Source organism: Streptomyces sp. NPDC050674, assembly GCF_040654575.1.
GTDB lineage: Bacteria > Actinomycetota > Actinomycetes > Streptomycetales > Streptomycetaceae > Streptomyces.
In genome coordinates this window covers 94133-116579 of the sequence record NZ_JBFAIG010000015.1, presented here as the reverse complement: position 1 = coordinate 116579, position 22447 = coordinate 94133, and the positions used below count along the sequence as shown (strand labels likewise).

General features: G+C 70.4%; 21 protein-coding genes and 1 pseudogene. 4 read left to right on the top strand and 18 right to left on the bottom strand.

Annotation, left to right across the window (positions count from 1 at the left end; translation table 11 throughout):
• Positions 1–4: 4 nt before the first annotated feature.
• Genes nuoK through AB0I06_RS24405 form a run of 11 tightly spaced genes read right to left on the bottom strand, consistent with a single transcriptional unit; the run spans position 5 to position 10849 of the window.
• Complete coding sequence (nuoK, locus tag AB0I06_RS24455) at positions 5–304, bottom strand: NADH-quinone oxidoreductase subunit NuoK (protein ID WP_003992252.1); 300 nt, start codon at positions 302–304, stop codon at positions 5–7.
• Positions 301–1143 (bottom strand): NADH-quinone oxidoreductase subunit J, encoded by an 843-nt coding sequence (locus AB0I06_RS24450; protein ID WP_363120978.1) that lies wholly within the window; start codon positions 1141–1143, stop codon positions 301–303. Before AB0I06_RS24450 ends, nuoK begins: the two co-directional genes overlap by 4 nt.
• Complete coding sequence (nuoI, locus tag AB0I06_RS24445) at positions 1140–1805, bottom strand: NADH-quinone oxidoreductase subunit NuoI (protein ID WP_363120977.1); 666 nt, start codon at positions 1803–1805, stop codon at positions 1140–1142. Before nuoI ends, AB0I06_RS24450 begins: the two co-directional genes overlap by 4 nt.
• On the bottom strand, positions 1798–3171 hold the full coding sequence (nuoH, locus tag AB0I06_RS24440; protein ID WP_363120976.1) for an NADH-quinone oxidoreductase subunit NuoH: 1374 nt from the start codon (positions 3169–3171) through the stop codon (positions 1798–1800). The genes nuoI and nuoH overlap by 8 nt, the downstream gene beginning before the upstream one ends.
• Entirely contained in the window at positions 3168–5672 is a 2505-nt protein-coding gene (locus AB0I06_RS24435) for an NADH-quinone oxidoreductase subunit G (RefSeq protein ID WP_363120975.1), read from the bottom strand. The genes nuoH and AB0I06_RS24435 overlap by 4 nt, the downstream gene beginning before the upstream one ends.
• Positions 5669–7018, bottom strand: coding sequence for an NADH-quinone oxidoreductase subunit NuoF (gene nuoF / locus AB0I06_RS24430; RefSeq protein ID WP_363120974.1), 1350 nt, complete (start codon positions 7016–7018; stop codon positions 5669–5671). Before nuoF ends, AB0I06_RS24435 begins: the two co-directional genes overlap by 4 nt.
• The gene (nuoE, locus tag AB0I06_RS24425) at positions 7015–7875 is read right to left on the bottom strand and encodes an NADH-quinone oxidoreductase subunit NuoE (protein ID WP_363120973.1); all 861 of its coding nucleotides are present in this window, start codon (positions 7873–7875) and stop codon (positions 7015–7017) included. The genes nuoF and nuoE overlap by 4 nt, the downstream gene beginning before the upstream one ends.
• Positions 7872–9194: an NADH-quinone oxidoreductase subunit D gene (locus AB0I06_RS24420; RefSeq protein ID WP_363120972.1), complete on the bottom strand. Its 1323-nt coding sequence runs from the start codon at positions 9192–9194 to the stop codon at positions 7872–7874. The genes nuoE and AB0I06_RS24420 overlap by 4 nt, the downstream gene beginning before the upstream one ends.
• Positions 9191–9925 (bottom strand): NADH-quinone oxidoreductase subunit C, encoded by a 735-nt coding sequence (locus AB0I06_RS24415; RefSeq protein WP_363120971.1) that lies wholly within the window; start codon positions 9923–9925, stop codon positions 9191–9193. The genes AB0I06_RS24420 and AB0I06_RS24415 overlap by 4 nt, the downstream gene beginning before the upstream one ends.
• A complete protein-coding gene (locus tag AB0I06_RS24410; protein ID WP_030494814.1) occupies positions 9922–10476 on the bottom strand; it encodes an NADH-quinone oxidoreductase subunit B in 555 nt (184 codons plus the stop codon). Before AB0I06_RS24410 ends, AB0I06_RS24415 begins: the two co-directional genes overlap by 4 nt.
• A 13-nt stretch (positions 10477–10489) precedes the next feature.
• On the bottom strand, positions 10490–10849 hold the full coding sequence (locus AB0I06_RS24405) for an NADH-quinone oxidoreductase subunit A (RefSeq protein ID WP_003992243.1): 360 nt from the start codon (positions 10847–10849) through the stop codon (positions 10490–10492).
• 724 nt (positions 10850–11573) lie between these two features.
• Here AB0I06_RS24405 and AB0I06_RS24400 point away from each other — a divergent pair.
• Both AB0I06_RS24400 and AB0I06_RS24395 read left to right on the top strand, forming a co-directional pair.
• Positions 11574–12419, top strand: a complete 846-nt coding sequence (locus AB0I06_RS24400; protein WP_363120970.1) for a C40 family peptidase — start codon at positions 11574–11576, stop codon at positions 12417–12419.
• Positions 12420–12660: 241 nt separating this feature from the next.
• A pseudogene (locus tag AB0I06_RS24395) lies at positions 12661–12886 on the top strand (hypothetical protein); the annotation flags it as partial.
• Here the strand turns inward: AB0I06_RS24395 and AB0I06_RS24390 are convergent.
• The gene (locus tag AB0I06_RS24390) at positions 12887–14179 is read right to left on the bottom strand and encodes a geranylgeranyl reductase family protein (protein ID WP_363120969.1); all 1293 of its coding nucleotides are present in this window, start codon (positions 14177–14179) and stop codon (positions 12887–12889) included.
• Positions 14180–14279: 100 nt separating this feature from the next.
• Here AB0I06_RS24390 and AB0I06_RS24385 point away from each other — a divergent pair, with 100 nt between their 5' ends.
• Positions 14280–14804, top strand: a complete 525-nt coding sequence (locus AB0I06_RS24385) for a GNAT family N-acetyltransferase (protein ID WP_363120968.1) — start codon at positions 14280–14282, stop codon at positions 14802–14804.
• A gap of 34 nt (positions 14805–14838) precedes the next feature.
• On the opposite strand, the gene AB0I06_RS24380 is transcribed toward AB0I06_RS24385, so the two are convergent.
• From AB0I06_RS24380 to AB0I06_RS24365, 4 genes are read right to left on the bottom strand one after another with little or no spacing between them, the layout of a single operon-like run.
• The gene (locus tag AB0I06_RS24380) at positions 14839–15534 is read right to left on the bottom strand and encodes a demethylmenaquinone methyltransferase (protein ID WP_363120967.1); all 696 of its coding nucleotides are present in this window, start codon (positions 15532–15534) and stop codon (positions 14839–14841) included.
• Positions 15531–16646 carry an acyltransferase gene (locus AB0I06_RS24375; protein ID WP_363120966.1) on the bottom strand — a complete coding sequence of 372 codons (1116 nt, stop codon included), beginning with the start codon at positions 16644–16646 and terminating at the stop codon, positions 15531–15533. Before AB0I06_RS24375 ends, AB0I06_RS24380 begins: the two co-directional genes overlap by 4 nt.
• The gene (locus AB0I06_RS24370) at positions 16646–18880 is read right to left on the bottom strand and encodes a glycosyltransferase (RefSeq protein ID WP_363120965.1); all 2235 of its coding nucleotides are present in this window, start codon (positions 18878–18880) and stop codon (positions 16646–16648) included. The genes AB0I06_RS24375 and AB0I06_RS24370 overlap by 1 nt, the downstream gene beginning before the upstream one ends.
• Positions 18881–18892: 12 nt before the next feature.
• Positions 18893–19282 carry a hypothetical protein gene (locus AB0I06_RS24365; RefSeq protein WP_363120964.1) on the bottom strand — a complete coding sequence of 130 codons (390 nt, stop codon included), beginning with the start codon at positions 19280–19282 and terminating at the stop codon, positions 18893–18895.
• Positions 19283–19490: 208 nt separating this feature from the next.
• On the opposite strand from AB0I06_RS24365, the gene AB0I06_RS24360 reads away from it, so the two are divergent.
• On the top strand, positions 19491–20501 hold the full coding sequence (locus tag AB0I06_RS24360; RefSeq protein WP_363120963.1) for a chitinase: 1011 nt from the start codon (positions 19491–19493) through the stop codon (positions 20499–20501).
• 14 nt (positions 20502–20515) lie between these two features.
• Here the strand turns inward: AB0I06_RS24360 and AB0I06_RS24355 are convergent, their stop codons facing one another.
• Both AB0I06_RS24355 and mqnC read right to left on the bottom strand, forming a co-directional pair.
• Entirely contained in the window at positions 20516–21178 is a 663-nt protein-coding gene (locus tag AB0I06_RS24355) for a hypothetical protein (protein ID WP_363120962.1), read from the bottom strand.
• A 7-nt stretch (positions 21179–21185) separates the two neighbouring features.
• Entirely contained in the window at positions 21186–22385 is a 1200-nt protein-coding gene (gene mqnC / locus AB0I06_RS24350; protein WP_363120961.1) for a cyclic dehypoxanthinyl futalosine synthase, read from the bottom strand.
• Positions 22386–22447 lie beyond the last annotated feature (62 nt).

Genomic DNA, 22447 nt, shown 5'->3' with positions numbered 1-22447 from the left:
CCCCTTACAGCTTCATCAGGCTGGCGTCGTCGACCGAGGCCGAGTGGCGGGCACGGAACAGGGACACGATGATCGCGAGCCCGACCACGACCTCGGCGGCGGCGACGACCATCGTGAAGAAGGCGATGATCTGGCCGTCGAGGTTGCCGTGCATCCGGGAGAAGGCGACGAACGCGAGGTTGCAGGCGTTGAGCATCAGCTCGATGCACATGAACACCACGATCGCGTTGCGCCTGATCAGCACGCCGGTGGCGCCGATCGTGAACAACAGGGCCGCGAGGTAGAGGTAGTTGACGGGGTTCACTTCGACGCCTCCTCGGACCGCTGGAACTTCGCCGGCCCGACCGCCCTGCGCTCCAGACGCTCCTCGGCCCGCTGCTCCAGGGCCTTGAGGTCGTTGAGCGCCTCCTGCGACACGTCACGGACCTGGCCGCGCTCGCGCAGGGTCTTGCTGACGGTGAGGTCGGACGGGGTGCCGTCGGGCAGCAGGCCCGCGATGTCGACCGCGTTGTGCCGGGCGTAGACACCGGGCGCCGGCAGCGGCGGCAGGTACGTGCCCTTGCGGACGCGCTCCTCGGCGAGCTCCCGCTGCGTCTTGGCGCGCTCGGTGCGCTCGCGGTGGGTGAGCACCATGGCGCCGACGGCGGCCGTGATGAGCAGGGCGCCGGTGATCTCGAACGCGAAGACGTACTTGGTGAACAGGAGGGCGGCGAGGCCCTCCACATTGCCCCCGGCGTTCGCCTGGCCGGTGCCGTTGAACTCCGTCAGGGACGCGTTGCCGATCCCGGCGATCAGCAGGACGCCGAAGCCGAGCCCGCACAGCAGGGCCAGCCAGCGCTGGCCCTTGATGGTCTCCTTCAGGGAGTCCGCCGCGGTGACGCCGACGAGCATCACCACGAACAGGAACAGCATCATGATCGCGCCGGTGTAGACGACGATCTGCACGACGCCCAGGAAGTAGGCGCCGTTGGCGAGGTAGAACACCGCCAGGATGATCATGGTTCCGGCGAGGCAGAGCGCGCTGTGCACGGCCCTCTTCATGAGGATGGTGCACAGGGCGCCGATCACCGCGACGGTGCCGAGGATCCAGAACTGGACGGCCTCTCCGGTGGAGGTGGAGTAGGCGGCGAGCTGGGAGGTCATCGCCCGGTCACCCCCTCCGACGCGGGTTCCGTCCCGCCGAAGGTCGAGTCGGCCTCCTGCACCACCTCGCCCTTGGAGTGGGCGACCTGCCGCTCGGTGCCGGGCGCGGCCTCCGTCACCAGGCCCCGGTAGTAGTCCTGTTCGTCCGTGCCCGGGTAGATGGCGTGGGGCGAGTCGACCATGCCGTCTTCCAGACCGGCGAGCAGCTGCTCCTTGGTGTAGATGAGGTTGGCGCGGCTTGAGTCGGCCAGCTCGAACTCGTTGGTCATCGTGAGCGCGCGCGTGGGACAGGCCTCGATGCACAGGCCGCACAGGATGCAGCGGGCGTAGTTGATCTGGTAGACGCGGCCGTAGCGCTCGCCCGGCGAGTAGCGCTCCTCGTCGGTGTTGTCCGCGCCCTCCACGTAGATCGCGTCGGCGGGGCAGGCCCAGGCGCACAGTTCGCAGCCGACGCACTTCTCCAGGCCGTCCGGATGGCGGTTGAGCTGGTGCCGGCCGTGGAAGCGCGGAGCCGTGGTCTTCTGCTGCTCCGGGTACTGCTCGGTCAGCCGCTTCTTGAACATGGCCTTGAAGGTCACGCCGAAGCCGGCCACGGGGTTCTGGAAGCCGGGCTTGGTGTCCTTGGGTTCCTCGGCCTTCGAACGCTCGAGTTCCTCAGCCATCGGACGCCTCCTTTCCATCCGTAGTTCCGCCCAGAGATTCGTCACTCTGAGTATCGGGCCCACCACTGACAATCAGCTCCCGCTCACGGCGCGAGCGGCGCGGGACCGGCGGAAGTTCCTGTCCGGGCAGGGGCGGTACGGGGAATCCGCCCGCCATCGGGTCGAAGGCGGCCGGGGTCTCGGCCGGCTGTTCGGCCTTCTTGGCCTTCTCGCGGAACATGTCGGCGACGAAGGAGAGCAGCAGCAGGGCGAGGACGCCGCCGCCCACGTACAGGGCGATGTCGGCGAAGTCGTAGCCCTCGTTGCGGAAGGCACGCACGCTCGCGACGAGCATCAGCCACACCAGCGAGACCGGGATGAGGACCTTCCAGCCGAGCTTCATCAGCTGGTCGTAGCGGACGCGCGGGAGGGTGCCGCGGATCCAGATGAACATGAACAGCAGCAGCTGGACCTTGACCGTGAACCACAGCAGCGGCCACCAGCCGTGGTTGGCGCCCTCCCAGAAGGTGCTGATCGGCCAGGGGGCGCGCCAGCCGCCGAGGAACAGCGTGGTGGCGACGGCCGAGACGGTCACCATGTTGACGTACTCGGCGAGCATGAACATCGCGAACTTGATCGACGAGTACTCGGTGTTGAAGCCGCCGACCAGGTCGCCCTCGGACTCCGGCATGTCGAAGGGGGCGCGGTTGGTCTCGCCGACCATCGTCACGATGTAGATGAGGAAGGAGACCGGCAGCAGCACGATGTACCAGCGGTCGGCCTGCTGCTCCACGATCGTCGAGGTCGACATGGACCCCGAGTAGAGGAACACGGAGGCGAAGGCGGCGCCCATCGCGATCTCGTAGGAGATCATCTGCGCGCAGGAGCGCAGGCCGCCCAGCAGCGGGTACGTCGAGCCGGAGCTCCAGCCCGCCAGCACGATGCCGTAGATGCCGACCGAGGCGACCGCGAGGATGTAGAGCATCGCGATCGGCAGGTCGGTGAGCTGCATCGTGGTGCGCTGGCCGAAGATCGAGATCTCGTTTCCGGCCGGGCCGAAGGGGATCACCGCGATCGCCATGAAGGCCGGGATGGCCGCGACGACCGGCGCGAGGACGTACACCACCTTGTCCGCGCGCTTGACGATCACGTCTTCCTTCAGCATCAGCTTGATGCCGTCGGCGAGCGACTGGAGCATGCCCCAGGGGCCGTGCCGGTTCGGGCCGATGCGCAGCTGCATCCAGGCGACGACCTTGCGCTCCATGACGATGGAGACCAGCACGGTCACCATCAGGAAGGCGAAGCAGAACACCGCCTTGACGACGACCAGCCACCAGGGGTCGGTGCCGAACATCGAGAGGTCTTCAGCGGCGAGGTACGGGCTCATGCCTCCACCTCCTTGGGGGCCTCGCCGGCGAGGGTCGCCGGACCGATGCGGACGAGGGAGCCGGGCCGCGCCCCGGTGTCGGAGGCGACGCCGCCGCCTGCGGAGTTCAGCGGCAGCCACACCACCCGGTCGGGCATGTCGCTGATCTGGAGCGGAAGTTCCACGACTCCCCGTGGACCGCTCACCGCGAGCAGGTCGCCTTCCTTGACGCCCGCCTCGGCGGCCGTCGCGGACGACAGCCGGGCGCGGGCGGCGTGCCGGGTGCCGGCGAGTGCCTCGTCGCCCTGCTGGAGGACGCCCTGGTCGAGCAGCAGCCGGTGCCCCGCGAGGACGGCTTCTCCGGCGGCGGGCCTGGGCAGCGCGGCCGCGGTCTCCAGGGGCTCCCCGGCCCGCGGGCCGTCCCAGGCGCCGAGCCGGTCGATCTCGCCGCGCACGGTGCGCAGATCCGGCAGCCCCAGGTGGACGTCCATGGCGTCGGCGAGCATCTGGAGCACCCGCGCGTCGGTGGGCGCCAGGGTGCGGGTCATCTGGTCGGGCTTGAGCGCGGCCTCGAAGAAGCGGATGCGGCCTTCCCAGTTGAGGAAGGTGCCGGCCTTTTCGGCGACCGCGGCGACGGGCAGGACCACGTCGGCCTTGCGGGTGATCTCGCCGGGCCGCAGTTCGAGCGAGACCAGGAAGCCCACCTCGTCCAGCGCCGCACGCGCGCGTGCCGGGTCGGGCAGATCGGCGATCTCCACGCCCGCCACCAGCAGGGCCTGGAGCTCTCCGGTCGCGGCGGCCTCCACGATCTGGCCGGTGTCACGGCCGTAGCGGTGCGGGAGACCGGCGACGCCCCAGACGGCGGCGACCTCGTCCCGCGCGCGGGGGTCCATGGCCGGGCGCCCGCCCGGCAGCAGCGACGGCAGCGCGCCCACCTCGACCGCGCCGCGTTCCCCGGCCCGGCGCGGGATCCACACCAGCCGGGCGCCGGTCGCGGAGGCCGTGCGTGCGGCGGCGGTGAGTCCGCCGGCCACGGCGGCCAGCCGCTCGCCCACGACGATCACCGCGCCCTCGGTGCGCAGCGCCTCGGCGGCGAGCGCACCATCGTCCTCCAGGCCGGCGCCGCTCGCGAGCGCGTCCAGCCACTCGGTCTCGGTGCCGGGCGCGGCGGGCAGCAGCGTGCCGCCGGCCTTCTCCAGACCCCGGGTGGCGTGCGTGGCGAGCGAGAAGGTCTTCTGCCCGTGCTTGCGCCAGGCCTTGCGCAGCCGCAGGAAGACGCCGGGCGCCTCCTCCTCCGCCTCGAACCCGACCAGCAGGACGGCCGGTGCCTTCTCCAGCGCGGTGTAGGTGACGCCCGTGCCGTCGAGGTCACGGCCGCGCCCGGCGATCTCGGCCGCGAGGAAGTCGGCCTCCTCGCTGCTGTGCACCCGCGCGCGGAAGTCGATGTCGTTGGTGTCGAGGGCCACGCGCGCGAACTTGCTGTACGCGTAGGCGTCCTCGACGGTGAGGCGGCCGCCGGTCAGCACGCCGGTGCGGCCCCGGGAGGCCAGCAGCCCCTGGGCCGCGATCTGCAGCGCCTCGGGCCAGGAGGCCGGTTCCAGCTCACCCTCGGCGTTGCGCACCAGGGGCGTCGTCAGCCGGTCCCGCTGCTGGGCGTACCGGAAGGCGAACCGCCCCTTGTCGCAGATCCACTCCTCGTTGACCTCGGGGTCGTCGGCCGCCAGGCGCCGCATGACCTTGCCGCGCCGGTGGTCGGTACGGGTGGCGCAGCCGCCGGAGCAGTGTTCGCACACCGACGCCGAGGAGACCAGGTCGAAGGGGCGGGAGCGGAATCGGTACGCCGCCGAGGTCAGCGCGCCGACCGGGCAGATCTGGATGGTGTTGCCGGAGAAGTACGACTCGAACGGGTCGCCCTCGCCGGTGCCGACCTGCTGGAGCGCGCCCCGCTCGATCAGCTCGATCATCGGGTCGCCCGCGACCTGGTTGGAGAAGCGGGTGCAGCGGGCGCACAGCACGCACCGCTCGCGGTCGAGCAGCACCTGCGTGGAGATCGGGACGGGCTTCTCGTAGGTCCGCTTCCGTCCCTCGAAGCGGGACTCGGCGTCGCCGTGCGACATGGCCTGGTTCTGCAGCGGGCACTCGCCGCCCTTGTCGCAGACCGGGCAGTCCAGCGGGTGGTTGATGAGCAGGAGCTCCATCACACCCTTCTGGGCCTTCTCGGCGACCGGGGAGCTGAGGTGCGTCTTGACGACCATGCCGTCGGTGCAGGTGATGGTGCAGGAGGCCATCGGCTTGCGCTGGCCCTCGACCTCGACGATGCACTGGCGGCAGGCGCCGGCCGGGTCCAGGAGGGGGTGGTCGCAGAACCGGGGGATCTCGATGCCGAGCTGTTCGGCGGCCCGGATGACCAGGGTGCCCTTGGGCACGCTGATCTCGGCGCCGTCGATCGTCAGCGACACGAGGTCCTCCGGCGGGACCGCCGCCTCTCCCCCGCCGGAGGGAGAGCTGGTGGTCACGGTCATGCGTTCACCTCCGTGCGGTCGGCCCAGGCCGTCGACTTGGCCGGGGCGAAGGGACAGCCCCGGCCCGTGATGTGCTGCTCGTACTCCTCGCGGAGGTACTTGAGCGAGGAGAAGATCGGCGAGGCGGCGCCGTCGCCGAGGGCGCAGAAGGACTTGCCGTTGATGTTGTCGGCGATGTCGTTCAGCTTGTCGAGGTCGGACATGCGTCCCTTGCCGGCCTCGATGTCGCGCAGCAGCTGCACGAGCCAGTAGGTCCCTTCGCGGCAGGGCGTGCACTTGCCGCAGGACTCGTGGGCGTAGAACTCCGTCCAGCGGGTGACGGCTCGGACCACGCAGGTCGTCTCGTCGAAGCACTGGAGGGCCTTGGTGCCGAGCATGGAACCCGCGGCGCCCACTCCTTCGTAATCAAGGGGGACGTCGAGGTGCTCGTCGGTGAACATCGGGGTCGAGGAGCCGCCCGGCGTCCAGAACTTCAGGCGGTGCCCGGGGCGCATCCCGCCGCTCATGTCGAGGAGCTGGCGGAGCGTGATCCCGAGCGGCGCCTCGTACTGACCGGGGCTGGCGACATGGCCGGACAGGGAGTAGAGCGTGAAGCCGGGCGACTTCTCACTGCCCATCGACCGGAACCATTCCTTGCCCCGCTGGAGGATCGCGGGAACCGAGGCGATCGATTCGACGTTGTTCACCACAGTCGGGCACGCGTAGAGGCCCGCCACGGCGGGGAAGGGGGGACGGAGCCGCGGTTGACCCCGGCGGCCTTCCAGCGAGTCGAGCAGTGCGGTCTCCTCACCGCAGATGTACGCGCCCGCGCCCGCGTGCACGGTGATGTCGAGGTCGAGTCCGCTGTCGAGGATGTTCTCGCCGAGGAAGCCCGCCTCGTACGCCTCGCGCACGGCGGAGTGCAACCGCCGCAGCACGGGGACGACTTCACCCCGGAGATAGATGAAGGCGTGCGACGACCTGATGGCGTAACACGCGATGATCATGCCCTCGATGAGGCTGTGCGGGTTCGCGAAGAGGAGCGGGATGTCCTTGCACGTCCCCGGCTCCGACTCGTCGGCGTTGACAACGAGATAGTGCGGCTTGCCGTCCCCCTGCGGGATGAACTGCCACTTCATGCCCGTGGGAAAGCCCGCGCCGCCGCGTCCGCGCAGACCGGAGTCCTTGACGTACGCGATCAGGTCGTCCGGCGACATGGCGAGCGCCTTGCGCAGCCCTTCGTACCCGTCGTGCCGGCGGTAGACGTCCAGCGTCCACGACCTGTCCTCGTCCCAGAAGGCCGACAGCACCGGTGCGAGCAGCTTCTCGGGGCTGGTGTCTTTCAGCTCGGGTGCCAAGGTCATCACTCCCCCTCCTCGGCGGTGGGCCCGGCCGGGTGGGCCGGGTCGGAGGCCGATGTGTCCTGCGGCGCGTCGTGCGAGCTCAGGTGCTCCGTCGGGGACGGCTCGTGCGGTGCCCCGGTCCGGGCCGCCTCACCGCGCGGGTGCACCACGCGCGCGGGAGAGGTCTCGCCCTTGGCGAGCTTCAGGCCGACCAGGGAGGCGGGTCCCGCGCTGCCCCCGGACTCCACGGCCCCGTCCCGCTCGTCGGGGAAGCCCGCCAGGATCCGGGCGGTCTCCTTGAAGGTGCACATGCGCGCCCCGCGGGTCGGCGTGACGGGCCGTCCCGCGCGCAGGTCGTCGACCAGGCTCTTGGCGCTGGCCGGGGTCTGGTTGTCGAAGAACTCCCAGTTGACCATCACGACCGGCGCGAAGTCGCAGGCCGCGTTGCACTCGATGTGCTCCAGGGTGACCTTGCCGTCGCCGGTGGTCTCGCCGTTGCCGACGCCGAGGTGCTCCTGGAGCTCCTCGAAGATCGCGTCCCCGCCCATCACGGCGCACAGGGTGTTGGTGCACACCCCCACCTGGTAGTCACCGCTCGGCTTGCGCCGGTACATGGTGTAGAAGGTGGCGACCGCGGTGACCTCGGCCGTGGTCAGGCCGAGCACGTCCGCGCAGAACCGCATGCCGGTGCGCGTGACGTGCCCTTCCTCCGCCTGCACGAGGTGCAGCAGCGGCAGGAGGGCGGACCGGGAGTCCGGGTAGCGGGCGATGATCTCGCGCGCGTCCGTCTCGAGCCGGGCCCGGACGTCGTCCGGGTAGGCGGGTGCGGGCAGTTCGGGCATGCCCAGGCTGACGCCCCGCTCGGAAGACGATGTGGTCACCGGTCGACGCCTCCCATCACGGGGTCGATGGACGCGACGGCGACGATGACGTCGGCGACCTGGCCGCCCTCGCACATCGCCGCCATGGCCTGAAGGTTGGTGAAGGACGGGTCGCGGAAGTGGACCCGGTAGGGGCGGGTGCCGCCGTCGGACACGACGTGCACCCCGAGTTCGCCCTTGGGCGACTCGACCGCCACGTAGGTTTGGCCCGGCGGGACCCGGAAGCCCTCGGTGACCAGCTTGAAGTGGTGGATCAGGGCCTCCATGGAGGTGCCCATGATCTTCTTGATGTGGTCGAGGGAGTTGCCGAGCCCGTCGGGGCCCAGGGCGAGCTGGGCGGGCCAGGCGATCTTCTTGTCGGCGACCATGACCGGTCCGGGCTGGAGCCGGTCCAGGCACTGCTCGATGATCCGCAGCGACTGGCGCATCTCCTCCAGCCGGATGAGGAAGCGGCCGTAGGAGTCGCAGGTGTCGGCGGTCGGGATCTCGAAGTCGTACGTCTCGTAGCCGCAGTACGGCTGCGACTTGCGCAGGTCGTGCGGCAGGCCCGTGGAGCGCAGGATCGGGCCCGTCGCGCCGAGGGCCATGCAGCCGGCCAGGTCCAGGTAGCCGACGTCCTGCATACGGGCCTTGAAGATGGGGTTCCCGGTGGCGAGCTTGTCGTACTCCGGGAGGTTCTTCTTCATCTTCTTCACGAACTCGCGGATCTGGTCCACCGCGCCGGGCGGCAGGTCCTGGGCGAGTCCGCCGGGGCGGATGTACGCGTGGTTCATCCGCAGGCCGGTGATCAGCTCGTAGATGTCGAGAATGAGTTCACGATCACGGAATCCGTAGATCATGATCGTGGTGGCGCCCAGTTCCATGCCGCCGGTGGCGATGCACACCAGGTGCGAGGAGAGCCGGTTCAGCTCCATCAGGAGCACCCGGATGACCGAGGCGCGATCGGGGATCTGGTCCTCGATGCCGAGGAGCTTCTCGACGCCGAGGCAGTACGCCGTCTCGTTGAAGAACGGCGTCAGGTAGTCCATGCGCGTCACGAACGTGGTGCCCTGCGTCCACGTCCGGTACTCGAGGTTCTTCTCGATGCCGGTGTGCAGGTAGCCGATGCCGCAGCGGGCCTCGGTGACGGTCTCGCCCTCGATCTCCAGGATCAGGCGGAGCACGCCGTGCGTGGAGGGGTGCTGCGGGCCCATGTTGACGACGATGCGCTCGTCGTCGGCGCGGGCCGCGGACTCGACGACCTCGTCCCAGTCGCCGCCGGTGACCGTGTAGACGGTGCCTTCGGTGGTCTCCCGGGGGGAGGCGTGGGAAGTGCTCATGAGTACGACCTCCGCTGGTCCGGAGCCGGGATCTGGGCGCCCTTGTACTCGACGGGGATGCCGCCGAGGGGATAGTCCTTGCGCTGCGGATGGCCCTGCCAGTCGTCCGGCATCATGATCCGCGTCAGGGCCGGGTGGCCGTCGAAGACGATTCCGAAGAAGTCGTACGTCTCGCGCTCGTGCCAGTCGTTCGTGGGGTACACGGAGAACAGCGACGGGATGTGCCGGTCGCCGTCCGGGCAGCTGACCTCCAGGCGGATCACCCGGTTGTGGGTGATCGAGCGCAGGTGGTAGACGGCGTGCAGCTCGCGGCCCTTGTCGTTCGGGTAGTGCACGCCGCTGACGCCGGTGCACAGCTCGAAGCGCAGCGCCGGGTCGTCGCGCAGGGTGCGGGCGACGCGGACCAGGTGCTCGCGCTCGATGTGGAAGGTCAGCTCGCCGCGGTCGACGACCGTCTTCTCGATGGCGTTCTCCGGGAGCAGCCCCTGTTCCTCAAGGGCCCCCTCCAGTTCGTCGGCGACCTCGTCGAACCAGCCGCCGTAGGGGCGGGTCGCCGGTCCCGGGAGCCGGACCGAGCGGACCAGGCCGCCGTAGCCGGAGGTGTCGGTGCCCTTGTCGGCGCCGAACATGCCGCGCTGGACGCGGATCTCCTCGCCGCCCTGGCCGCGCTGGCCCGGGAGGTTCGACGCGCTGAGGTCCTTCTCGGGGTTCACGCCGTTCGCGTCGCTCATCGCAGCAGCCCCTTCATCTCGATCGTGGGCAGGGCCTTGAGCGCCGCCTCCTCCGCCTCGCGGGCCGCCTCCTCGGCGTTCACGCCGAGCTTGGAGCCCTGGATCTTCTGGTGGAGCTTGAGGATCGCGTCCATCAGCATCTCCGGCCGGGGCGGGCAGCCGGGGAGGTAGATGTCGACCGGCACGATGTGGTCGACGCCCTGGACGATCGCGTAGTTGTTGAACATGCCGCCGGACGAGGCGCAGACCCCCATGGAGATCACCCACTTGGGGTTCGGCATCTGGTCGTAGACCTGCCGCAGCACGGGCGCCATCTTCTGGCTGACCCGGCCGGCGACGATCATCAGGTCCGCCTGGCGGGGCGAACCGCGGAAGACCTCCATGCCGAAGCGCGCCAGGTCGTAGCGGCCCGCGCCCGTGGTCATCATCTCGATGGCGCAGCAGGCGAGGCCGAAGGTGGCGGGGAAGACGGACGCCTTGCGCACCCAGCCCGCGGCCTGCTCGACGGTGGTCAGCAGGAAGCCGCTCGGCAGCTTTTCTTCGAGTCCCATGACTAGTGGCCCCTCAGTCCCATTCCAGGCCGCCGCGCCGCCATACGTACGCGTACGCGACGAAGACGGTGAGCACGAAGAGCAGCATCTCCACGAGCCCGAAGATCCCCAGGGCGTCGAAGGTGACGGCCCAGGGGTAGAGGAAGACGATCTCGATGTCGAAGACGATGAAGAGCATCGCCGTCAGGTAGTACTTGATGGGGAAGCGCCCGCCGCCGGCCGGCGTGGGGGTGGGCTCGATTCCGCACTCGTAGGCCTCGAGCTTGGCCCGGTTGTACCGCTTGGGCCCGATCAACGTGGCCATGACCACGGAGAAGATCGCAAAGCCTGCCCCGAGGGCTCCCAGTACGAGGATGGGCGCATAAGCGTTCACCGCTCCTCGCTCCTCTCAGTCGGCACTGACTGCTGGCGGTTGGCGTCGGGCTCACATCCGCCCCACCTGTTTCCTGAACCCCGCCCGCCCCGGCGAAGATCGAGAACATGTGAAGCAGGTCACAAGCCCAACCGCGTGCATCTTATGCCCGACACTCTGTGATCTGCGACACGGGGTATTGCACAAGCTTTGTGATCTCCACCACCTGACGATCAATCATGAAGTCGGATGAGCGGTGATCTTCACACGCGAAGCGTCCGAGTGATCACGAGAGGTGACATTTTGCCTCGTCAGCGCAGGCGGGAGGGGGCGTCTCAATATCAAGATGGTTCGCGTGCATGCAAATTGGCGGTGGACTTGATCTCTTGATAGAGGCGCGTTCACACGTCGGGGGGCGCGCGGGGCGAGGTGTGGACACGTGCACGCGTTCACGATCTTCGCGAGGTCGTGACCCGGCCGTGATCTACGCGCCGGGACGCGGTCGGCGGGGCGGCCGTTCCGTGACCTCCGTCACACCGATGAGAGGCCCGTGAGAACGGGGCTTGGCCAATCGGGCCAACCGATGGTAGGCGCGGGGCAATTCGGGCGTATTGATCAAACACCGTGATCACAGGCCGGTCACGGTGCGCCCGCAATGTCCGTTACGGCGTCAATAGAGGGGCTCATCGAGGGTTTTTGGGGCCTCGGTTGAACAACTGTGGCGCAGCACACGTTTCTTGAAGATATGAAGGAGCCCCTGGTACCGGTTATTCCCATGTCCCACACCGCTCACATACGCAGCCACCGGAAGCCCCGCCGCAGCGCGACCTCTTCGATCGCCGTGCGTGCCGGAGTTGCCGGTGGCGTCCTCAGCATGGCGGCGGCAGGTGCGTCGGCTTCGGCGAGCGCCGCCGAGCCGGTGACGCAGACCATCGAACTGCCCACCCTGACGGCCGACCTGTCCACTCAGGTGGCCCAGTCCGCGGCCGCCACCCAGCAGGCCGCGGCCAACTACGAGCTGCGCGCCGAGCGTGACGCGGCCGCCGCCAAGGCCGCCGCGGAGGCCAAGAAGGACCTCGCCGAGGCGAAGAAGAAGGCCGAGGCCAAGAAGAAGGCCGCCGAGGCCGCCCGCAAGGCCGCCGCCGAGCGCGCCACGCGCAGCGCCGAGCGCGCGACGCTGTCCGCCTCCGCGACCGCGTCCGCGTCCACCTCCACGTCCGTCTCGGCGCCCGCCAGCGGCAGCGTCGCGACGGTCATCTCCTTCCTCAAGGCCCAGCTGGGCGACGCCTACGTCATGGGCGCCACCGGTCCCAACGCCTGGGACTGCTCCTCCCTGGTGCAGGCCGCGTACAAGCAGGTTGGTGTGGACCTGCCGCGCGTCTCGCAGGACCAGTCGATGGCCGGCACGGACGTCCCGCTCTCCAGCATCCAGGTCGGCGACATCCTGTACTGGGGCGGCAAGGGCTCCGCTTACCACGTGGGTGTCTACATCGGGAACGGCCAGTACCTGGACGCGGCCAACCCGTCCAAGGGCGTCGTCATCCAGGACCTGTCGGGCTACCCGGCGTCGGGCGCGGTCCGCGTCCTGTGACCACGGGCATCTCCTGACACATCCGCACATTCGGGCTTGAGGGCCGCTGCCGCACGAAGGCAACGGCCCTCCCGGCCTGTCCGGGACCGTCCAGGCGCCCGGACCCCCTCGGCCCGGCTCCGGGCCGCTCCAGAGGCCGCCAGGGCCCTTCTGAGGGCCACCCGGCATCGCCGCCCGCCTGTGCGCTCCCGTCACTCCCGCATCTCACGCCCGAATTGTCACGGCCTGGCCGGGTGTTGACGTCGACCGGGACGGCGAGCCGCTCGTGATCGAGGGCACCGGCTCCTTCGCCCGCTGCCTCACGCACGAGGCCGGTCACCGCGAGGACGGCTCCGGACCGGCTCTCCGCACGGGAGCGGAAGGCCGCTCTGCGGCAGGTCGGCAGACCGGCGGACCGGCGGACCGGCGGACCGGCGGAAGCGGGGTACGCACGCCGGGCCGCCGACATCGTGGCGCCGAACGCCTGATCAGGCCTTCGGGGCCACCTTGCTCAGGCCGTTGATGATGCGGTCCATCGCGTCGCCGCCCGTGGGGTCCGTGAGGTTCGCCAGGAGCTTCAGGGTGAACTTCATCAGCATCGGGTGCGTGAGCCCGCGCTGGGCGGCGATCTGCATGACCTTCGGGTTGCCGATGAGCTTCACGAAGGCGCGGCCCAGCGTGTAGTAGCCGCCGTAGGTGTCCTTCAGGACGCGCGGGTAGCGCTGGAGGGCCAGTTCGCGGCTCGCGGGCGTCGGCCGGGCGTGGGCCTGGACGATGACGTCGGCGGCGATCTGGCCGGACTCCATGGCGTAGGCGATGCCTTCGCCGTTGAAGGGGTTCACCAGGCCGCCGGCGTCGCCGACGAGCAGCAGGCCCTTGGTGTAGTGGGGCTGGCGGTTGAAGGCCATGGGGAGCGCGGCGCCGCGGATCGGGCCGGTCATGTTGTCGGGGGTGTAGCCCCAGTCCTCCGGCATGGACGCGCACCAGGCCTTCAGGACCTCGCGCCAGTCCAGCTCCTTGAAGGACTCGGAGGTGTTGAGGACGCCGAGGCCGACGTTGGACGTGCCGTCGCCCATGCCGAAGATCCAGCCGTAGCCCGGGAGCAGACGGTCCTCGGCGCCGCGGCGGTCCCACAGCTCCAGCCAGGACTCCAGGTAGTCGTCCTCGTGGCGCGGGCTGGTGAAGTACGTGCGCACCGCCACGCCCATCGGGCGGTCCTCGCGGCGGTGCAGGCCCATCGCGAGGGACAGCCGGGTGGAGTTGCCGTCGGCGGCGACGACCAGCGGCGCGTGGAAGGTGACCTCGCGCTTGTCCTCGCCGAGCTTGGCGTGCACGCCCGTGATGCGGCCCGTGCGGTCGTCGACGATCGGGGCGCCCACGTTGCACCGCTCGAACAGCCGGGCACCGGCCTTCTGGGCCTGCCGGGCGAGCTGCTCGTCGAAGTCGTCGCGCTTGCGGACGAGCCCGTAGCCGGGGAAGGAGGCGAGATCCGGCCAGTCCAGCTGGAGCCGCACCCCGCCGCCGATGATGCGCAGGCCCTTGTTGCGCAGCCAGCCGGCCTCTTCCGAGATGTCGATGCCCATGGCCACCAGCTGCTTGACGGCACGCGGGGTGAGGCCGTCGCCGCAGACCTTCTCGCGCGGGAACTCGGTCTTCTCCAGCAGGAGGACGTCGAGTCCGGCCTTGGCCAGGTGGTAGGCGGTGGTGGAGCCGGCCGGCCCCGCGCCCACGACGATCACATCGGCGGTGTTCTCGGAGAGGGGCTCGGTCACGACGGTCACGGCGGGATCTCCCCAAGTTCGTCAATCTTGCGTGCCGACCGGCACTGGACATGGGCAGTCTATGCAGCGGCATTGATCACCCGGCTGAAGGGCTGCCTCCATGAACCGAGCTCTCCCCGTCGTGCGGCTCCGCGTCCCCACCCACGAGGACGCCGTCGCCTGGCACCGGATCTTCGACGACCCGGACGTCATGGAGTTCCAGGGCGGCAGGGCCGCAGAACTCTCGGTCTACGAAGAGCTCACCGCCCGCCAGCGCCGGCACGACGCCGAGCTCGGCTTCTGCCTGTGGACCGTGCTCGACGAGGCGGGCCGGGTCATCGGCTTCACGGGCGCCCAGCCGTGGGAGCGGACCTGGGGCCCGACGGGCGAGATCGAGATCGGCTGGCGGCTGGGCCGGGAGCACTGGGGCAGGGGCTACGTCACCGCGGCCGCGCGGCAGACGCTGGAGCGGATGCGGGCCTGTGGCGTGCCGGGCGTCGTCGCCCTGGTCGACGCCCGCAACAGCCGGTCCATCGCGGTGACCCGGCGCCTGGGCATGCGGCTCGCCGAGACCTTCACGACACCGGCCTCGCAGCGGACGGGCCACTGCTACCGGCTCGACCTCCAGGGCGTCGACGCACCGTAGCCGACGGTCACGCACAGGCACCCGCGTGGGGCCCTCAGCTCTCCTTGAAGCCCCGGTGCAGCGCGACGATCCCGCCGCTCAGGTTGCGCCAGGCCACCCGCGACCAGCCGGCCTTGCCCAGCCGCTCGGCCAGGGCGGGCTGGTCGGGCCAGGCGCGGATGGACTCGGCGAGGTAGACGTAGGCGTCGGGGTTGGAGGACACGGCCCGGGCCACCGGCGGCAGGGCACGCATCAGGTACTCGGTGTAGACCGTGCGGAACGGCGCCCACGTGGGATGCGAGAACTCGCAGATCACGATCCGTCCGCCGGGCCGGGTCACCCGGTGCATCTCGCGCAGCGCCGCGTCCGTGTCCTGCACGTTGCGCAGCCCGAAGGAGATGGTGACGGCGTCGAAGCTGTCGTCCTTGAAGGGAAGCCTGGTGGCGTCGCCCGCGGTGTAGGGCAGCCAGGGCCGGCGCTGCTTGCCGACCTGGAGCATGCCCTGCGAGAAGTCGCACGGGACGACGTAGGCGCCGGTCTGCGCGAAGGGCAGCGAGGAGGTGCCCGTGCCGGCCGCCAGGTCGAGGATCTTCTGCGCGGGACGCGCGTCGACCGCCTTGGCCACCTCCTTGCGCCACCGCCGGTCCTGGCCGAGGGACAGCACGTCGTTGGTCAGGTCGTACCGTTCCGCCACGTCGTCGAACATCGAGGCGACTTCGTGCGGCTGCTTGTCCAGGGATGCGCGGGTCACGGGCCCATTCTTGCAGCACCCCCGCCGGGCAGGAGCCGCGGCTTCCGGCGTGCCGCCACGTCCTCCGCCCAGCCGCACAGCAGCACGAACACCGCGATCAGCACCCAGCCCACACCGAACATGAACCACTGGCTGTCCAGCGGCAGGTACGCCTCGAAGGCGGGCACGTCCCAGAACCGGTCGATCAGCGGGACGGCGAGGACCAGCGCGATCTCGTGCCAGAGGTAGATCGTCACCGCCCGCGCGTTGAAGACGGTCACGAGCCGGTCCAGCCGCCGCAGCCGGACCAGGTGCGCGAAGTCGGTGGCGAAGCGGGCCTTGGCGTACATCAGCAGCGTCACGAACCCCGCCGACCAGAAGGCCTGCGCGAGCGGGTTCTCGTCGAGGTCGTAGGTGCCGTACTCGGCCTGGTGCGTGACGGCGTACCAGCCGCCGAAGGCCAGGGCGGCCAGCGCGAGCGGGAGCACCGCGGCGGGCTCGAGCCGGGCCAGGACCCCCTCCTGGTGGGCGAAGCCGAGGAGCCAGCAGCACAGGAAGGTCGCCAGGTCCCACAGGGCGGCACCGAACCGGCCGTCCGGCGGCTGCCACACGAACTGGATGACGGCGACCGGCGCGAGGGAGGCGAGGAGCACCGGGACGGGCGCGAGCCGGAAGACCCGCAGCAGGAGGGGCGAGAGCAGCACGAACCACAGGTAGGTGCGCAGGTACCAGAGGATCTCCCAGGCCTGTTCGCCCCAGGCGCTGCCCGGCGGGTCGCCGAGCGGCACGACCCAGTAGACGATCTGCCATCCCGGCATCCAGCCGTGCACCAGCATCGCGGCCACCACGAAGACGCCCCAGAACCAGAAGGGCGGCAGCAGCCGGCGGACCCGGCTCCTGATCACCTGGAGCGCGGGACGCCGGAGGGAGCGCGCCATGAGCGTGCCGGCCAGCCCGAACATCACCCCCATGGAAGGGAAGACCAGCCCGGCCCAGGCCCACCCGAAGGTGTGATACGCGACGACGCGGACGAGGGCCACGGCCCGGAGGGTGTCGAAGTAACGGTCCCTTCCCACGGGCGCGGGCGGGGCCGGGGCCGCCGCCAGGACGGCCCCCTTGCTGTGCGCTCCCATCAGCTCGCCCCCGCCGGGGTGCCGACCTCGCCGGTCCGCTTCAGTTTCTGCCAGCGCAGCCGGCCGCCGGTGAGGGCGGTGACGCAGGAGTGGATGAGGACGAGGTACATCATCTGCCGGTAGGCCAGTTGCTGGAGCGGCATCATCAGCAGGTAGCGGTACTTCTCGCGGTCGAGGCGGAACGCGTAGGCCGCGCAGACCAGTTGGACGCCGAGGACCGCGAGCCACGCCAGCAGGGCCGCCGTGAAGTCGATGAAGATCATCGAGTAGGCGGTGAACACGTCGATCAGCGGGGCGAACACCGGCGTGACGATCTGGAAGAGGACCACCAGCGGCATGCCGACCCGTCCGAAACGACCCGAAGGCCCCGTGTCGGTGAGGGACTTGCGGTGCTTCCACAGCGCCTGCATGGTGCCGTACGACCAGCGGTAGCGCTGCGACCACAGCTGCTTGAGGGAGCCGGGTGCCTCGGTCCAGGCGCGGGCGTGCTCCTGGTAGACGACCCGCCACCCGGCGCGGTGCAGGGCGATGGTGATGTCGGTGTCCTCGGCGAGGGTGTCCTCGCTCATGCCGCCCGCCTGGAGCACCGCCTCGCGGCGGAACGCCCCGATCGCGCCGGGGATCGTCGGCATGCAGCGCAGCAGGTCGTACATGCGGCGGTCGAGGTTGAAGCCCATCACGTACTCGATGTGCTGCCAGGCGCCGATGACCGTGTCGCGGTTGCCGACCTTGGCGTTGCCCGCCACCGCGCCGACCTCCGGGTCGGCGAAGGGCTGGACGAGCCGGCGTACGGTGTCCGGCTCGAAGACGGTGTCGCCGTCCATCATCACGACGATGTCGTACCGGGCGCTGCGGACACCGTGGTTGAGGGCGGCCGGCTTGCCCGCGTTCTCCTGGCGGACGACCCGGACGTTCGTCATGCCGCGTGCCAGGGCCGCCTCGCGCGCGATCTCGGACGTGCCGTCCGTGGAGCCGTCGTCCACGACGATGATCTCGATCGGATGGGTGCTCCGCGCCAGCGAGTCGAGGGTGTTGGCGATGCACTCCTTCTCGTTGTACGCGGGGACGATCACGGACACCGGCCGGGTGACCTCCGGTCCCCAGCCGAACCGGCGTCTGTTGCGCAGCCGGTGGTGGCGGCGGGCGAGGAGGAGCATCATCCCGAAGCGGCCCAGGACGGCCACGCCGACGACCATGAGGCCGGCGGAGAGCGCGGGGACGGCCCACTCGGCGACGGCGACCGCGGCGACCAGGGCCTTGCCCTCGTAGAGGATCGCGCCGGTGGCCCGGCGGTGGGCGGCCTGGAGCCGGGACCCGCCGGTGCCCGGTGCGGCTCCGGCCGGGGCCTGTTGCCGCTGTTGCTCCAGGGCGCCGCTGATGGTGGTGAAGCTGTACCCCTTCGCCCGCATCTTCTCGATGTACTCGGGGAGCGCCTCGATCGTCTGCGAGCGCTCGCCGCCCGCGTCGTGGAAGAGGACGGAGGCGCCCTTGTTCTTCTTCGGCGTGGCCCACCGGACGATCTTCGAGACACCCGGCCGCTTCCAGTCGTCGCTGTCGGTGTCGACGAACACGCTGGTGTAGCCGTCCTGGCCGAGCTTCTCGTACACGGGCCAGCTGTAGTTGTCGATGGAGTCGGTCTGCGAGGAGTACGGCGCCCGGAACAGGGTGGTGGTGATGCCGGCGGCGCCCGCCAGGGCGAGCTGGGTCTGCTCCATCTCGCGCCGGACCCGGGCGTCGCTCTGGTACGACAGGTCGACGTGGGTGAAGGTGTGGATCCCCACCTCGTGGCCCTGGTCGACCATGTCCCGCACGACGCCCGGGTAGCGCGACACCATCGAGCCGACCAGGAAGAACGTGGCGGGCACGTCGTACTTGGCCAGGATCGCCAGCACCCGGGGCGTCCAGGTCGGGTCGGGGCCGTCGTCGAAGGTGAGCGCGATGGTCCTGTCGGGGACGGAGACGGTCGTGGCCTGTCCGCCGCGGAAGGTGACGATCGGCCCGCCGTCGAGGACGTCGTCCGGTACGTCGCTGGAGGCGGCCCCGGTGCGCACGCGCTGGTCGCCGCCGACCTCGGCGCGCAGATAGCCGTCGAGGAGCAGCACGCAGACCAGCGCGAGCAGGAGCAGCAGGGCGAGGATGACGCGCGGCCGTTGCAGTGCGGCGGCCTTGCCGGCGGCCCGTTCCATCCGGGAGGGGGCGCGGCGCCGGCCGCGGGACGGGGTGGTCGTGGTCATGGCGCGCCCCGGTCAGTTGGCGCCGGCGGAGGCGGACGGGGACGGGGTGGTGCCGCCGCCGCTCACGGCTTCCCCGGCCGGAGCCGACGGGGCGCCGCTCGGCCGGACCCCCGGGCCGCCGGGACCGCCCGGCACCCCCTCCGGCCGACCGCCGTCGGGCCCCGCACCCGCGAACGGCAGCAACTGCGACGGCGTCAGGGACGTCCCCCAGCCCAGGAAGGCGGCGCCGAGGACGGCCGCGTACCCGAGGCAGACGGCCCCCAGCAGCAGGCCGATCCGGCGCAGCAGCCGGGCCCGGCGTCCGGAGTTGTCAACGAACACGGGGCCTTCGACGGACCCGTTGCCGCGTTTGCGGCGGCGACCGCGAGGGGCGCTGTTTTCGATGGCAGGCTCGGAATGCATTCCCCGGACAGTAGGGCGCCTTTATGTGCTCTAAACTCGGGTTTCCTTGTGAGAGGCCCATGAGAAACGACGGAAGCTGTCCTTTCTCTGAGAGTTCTCGGGAATGCCCGCGGAACTCGCCGTGCGCAACCGACATCATGAGACGTTTGCTGCCGGGAAACGTATGTCCTGACCGACCACCGGCCTCACGAGAACGGGAGCGCACGACATGAGGAGTTACCGGAAACCGGTGGCGGCCGCGCTGGGCGCTCTGTTCGCCCTCGCCACCGCGGGATGCTCCGGGCATGGCGACGCGGGCCCTGCGGACTCCGAGGCCTCCGCCTCCGCCACCTCCCCCACGGCCGGCACCTCCTACGCCCCGTACCTCAGCGCCACCGAGGCCGCCGGCACCGACTCCGCCGGCTCCCCCACGACGTACAACCTGGCGTTCGTCATAGCCGACGGCGACGACTGCACCCCGCGCTGGAACGGCACGCACGCCATCGGCGACGCGAAGGTGGCCTCCCGCATAGCGAAGCTCACGCGGGACGGCGCCCGGGTCCGGGTCTCCTTCGGCGGGGCCTCAGGCAAGGAACTCGCGGTGAACTGCGACAGCGCCTCGCAGCTGGCGACGGCCTACGGCAAGGCCCTCGACGCGGCCGGCGCCACCCTGGCCGACTTCGACGTCGAGGGCGACGACCTGTCCGACCCGGCCTCCGTCGCGCTGCGTTCGGAGGCGATCGCGCGGTTGCAGGAGGAACGGGACGGCCTGGAGGTCTCGTTCACGCTCCCGGTGATGCCGTCGGGGCTCGACGAGGACGGTCTCACCCTGCTCGCCTCCGCCAACGACCACGGCGTACAGGTCTCCACCGTCAATCTCATGACGATGAACTACGGCTCGTCGTACGACGGCGACATGGGTGGCTACGCCCTCGCCGCCGCCGAGGCCGCGCACACCCAGCTGAAGAAGACCTTCGCCACCTCGGACGCGACCGCCTGGCGGGGCATGGCGCTCACCTCGATGATCGGCGTCAACGACGTCACGGACGAGACGTTCACGCTCGCGGACGCCGCCGAGGTCCGCGCGTTCGCCGAGGAGAAGGGCATCGCCTGGGTGTCGATGTGGTCGACGGCCCGGGACCGGCAGTGCGCGGACGGCTCGGAGCCGGCGAAGGCGGCGACCGATTGCAGCGGGGTCGCGCAGGGGGCCGGGGCGTTCGGCGAGGCGTTCGCGGGCTGACCCGCCCCGGGGGGTCAGCGGGCCCGGTACACCAGCCGGCCCGCCAGTACGGTCGCCACGCAGGTGGCCGCGCCGCGCTCCCGCAGGGCCCTCTCGTCGGGTACGTCGAACACGGCCAGGTCGGCCCGGCCGCCGACGGTCATCGGGCCGTGGACCGTGCCGGGCAGGTCGTACCCCTCGGCGAACGGGTCGAGGTCGGGCCGCTCACCGAGCAGCACACCGGGAGCGTTCGTCGTCCCCACGACGGCCAGCCCGGACCGGGCGACGGCCGTGGCCACCAGCGGATCGCGGAAACGGGCCCCGGGCGAGGCGACCGCGGTCGTGCCGTGGCGCAGCATCCGCTGCACCCCGCGCCGTACGCTGCCCGACCAGCGGGACTCGCCGAGGTCACCCAGTGCCGCCAACCGCTCGCCCCACAGCGGCTGTTCGCCCAGCTCGTCGGCCTCGCGCGGGTCGGGGTGGTAGCACTGGCGCAGCAGCCACAGCGGGTGCCACTGGCGCAGCCCCGGGGTGAGCACGCCGGGCCAGCGCCGCACTCGCGCGCCCGGCGCGTCGTCGACGGCCTCCTCGTACGGCCCGACGGCGGTGATCCGGTCCCCGTCCACCACGACGGCACCGTCCACCACGGGGTCCGCACCCGCCGGCAACACCAGCGGGGCGGTGTGAATCGTCAGCACGGTCTGGTCAGTTGGGCGCCAGCAGCTTCAGCTCGGGGTGAGCCGTGCCGCCCTCGATGGCCGTCGAGGAGATGTGCGAGACCACACGGTCGTCGACCGGGTCGTTCGCCGGGTCGTCGTGGACCACGAGGTGCTCGTAGGTGGTCGCGCGCTGGGCGGGCACCCGGCCCGCCTTCCGGATCAGATCGATGATCTCCATCCGGTTGGACCGGTGCTTGGCACCGGCCGACGACACCACGTTCTCCTCCAGCATGATCGAGCCGAGGTCGTCGGCGCCGTAGTGCAGGGAGAGCTGGCCGACCTCCTTGCCCGTGGTCAGCCACGAGCCCTGGATGTGCGCGATGTTGTCCATGAACAGCCGGGCGATGGCGATCATCCGCAGGTACTCGAAGAGCGTCGCCTGCGTGCGGCCCTTCAGGTGGTTGTTCTCGGGCTGGTAGGTGTACGGGATGAAGGCGCGGAAGCCGCCCGTGCGGTCCTGGACGTCCCGGATCATGCGCAGGTGCTCGATGCGCTCGGCGTTGGTCTCGCCGGTGCCCATGAGCATGGTGGAGGTGGATTCCACGCCCAGGTTGTGCGCGATCTCCATGATCTCCAGCCAGCGCTCGCCGGACTCCTTCAGCGGGGCGATGGCCTTGCGGGGCCGCTCGGGCAGCAGCTCGGCGCCGGCCCCGGCGAAGGAGTCCAGACCGGCGGCGTGGATGCGCTGGATCGCCTCCTCGACGGACACCTTGGAGATCCGGGCCATGTGCTCGACCTCGGACGCCCCCAGGCTGTGGATGACCAGCTGCGGGAATTCCTTCTTGATCGCCGCGAAGTGCTTCTCGTAGTACTCCACGCCGTAGTCCGGGTGGTGGCCGCCCTGGAACATGATCTGCGTGCCGCCCAGCTCGACGGTCTCCGCGCAGCGGCGCAGGATGTCGTCCAGGTCGCGCGTCCAGCCCTTGGCGGTGTCCTTGGGAGCGGCGTAGAACGCGCAGAACCGGCACGCCGTGACGCAGACGTTCGTGTAGTTGATGTTGCGCTCGATGATGTACGTCGCGATGTGCTCGGTCCCGGCGTACCGGCGCCGGCGCACGGCGTCGGCGGCGGCGCCCAGCGCGTGCAGCGGGGCGTCCCGGTACAGCACGAGCGCCTCGTCCGGGGTGATCCGCCCACCGGCGGCTGCACGGTCGAGGATGGGCTGAAGGTCGGCCTTCTCGGTCACCGGGCGTCCCTTTCGTAAGGGTTGTGGACGGACCAGCCCAGCGTACGCCAGGGGTTCGGGCA

Coding starts and splice junctions, on each gene's coding strand:
- AB0I06_RS24360 (WP_363120963.1), top strand. CDS start 19,491: ATGAGGAGTTACCGGAAACCGGTGGCGGCCGCGCTGGGCGCTCTGTTC.
- AB0I06_RS24450 (WP_363120978.1), bottom strand. CDS start 1,143: ATGACCTCCCAGCTCGCCGCCTACTCCACCTCCACCGGAGAGGCCGTC.
- AB0I06_RS24370 (WP_363120965.1), bottom strand. CDS start 18,880: ATGACCACGACCACCCCGTCCCGCGGCCGGCGCCGCGCCCCCTCCCGG.
- AB0I06_RS24420 (WP_363120972.1), bottom strand. CDS start 9,194: ATGAGCACTTCCCACGCCTCCCCCCGGGAGACCACCGAAGGCACCGTC.
- AB0I06_RS24385 (WP_363120968.1), top strand. CDS start 14,280: ATGAACCGAGCTCTCCCCGTCGTGCGGCTCCGCGTCCCCACCCACGAG.
- AB0I06_RS24400 (WP_363120970.1), top strand. CDS start 11,574: ATGAAGGAGCCCCTGGTACCGGTTATTCCCATGTCCCACACCGCTCAC.
- nuoH (WP_363120976.1), bottom strand. CDS start 3,171: ATGAGCCCGTACCTCGCCGCTGAAGACCTCTCGATGTTCGGCACCGAC.
- AB0I06_RS24375 (WP_363120966.1), bottom strand. CDS start 16,646: ATGGGAGCGCACAGCAAGGGGGCCGTCCTGGCGGCGGCCCCGGCCCCG.
- nuoI (WP_363120977.1), bottom strand. CDS start 1,805: ATGGCTGAGGAACTCGAGCGTTCGAAGGCCGAGGAACCCAAGGACACC.
- AB0I06_RS24410 (WP_030494814.1), bottom strand. CDS start 10,476: ATGGGACTCGAAGAAAAGCTGCCGAGCGGCTTCCTGCTGACCACCGTC.
- AB0I06_RS24435 (WP_363120975.1), bottom strand. CDS start 5,672: ATGACCGTGACCACCAGCTCTCCCTCCGGCGGGGGAGAGGCGGCGGTC.
- AB0I06_RS24415 (WP_363120971.1), bottom strand. CDS start 9,925: ATGAGCGACGCGAACGGCGTGAACCCCGAGAAGGACCTCAGCGCGTCG.
- AB0I06_RS24365 (WP_363120964.1), bottom strand. CDS start 19,282: ATGCATTCCGAGCCTGCCATCGAAAACAGCGCCCCTCGCGGTCGCCGC.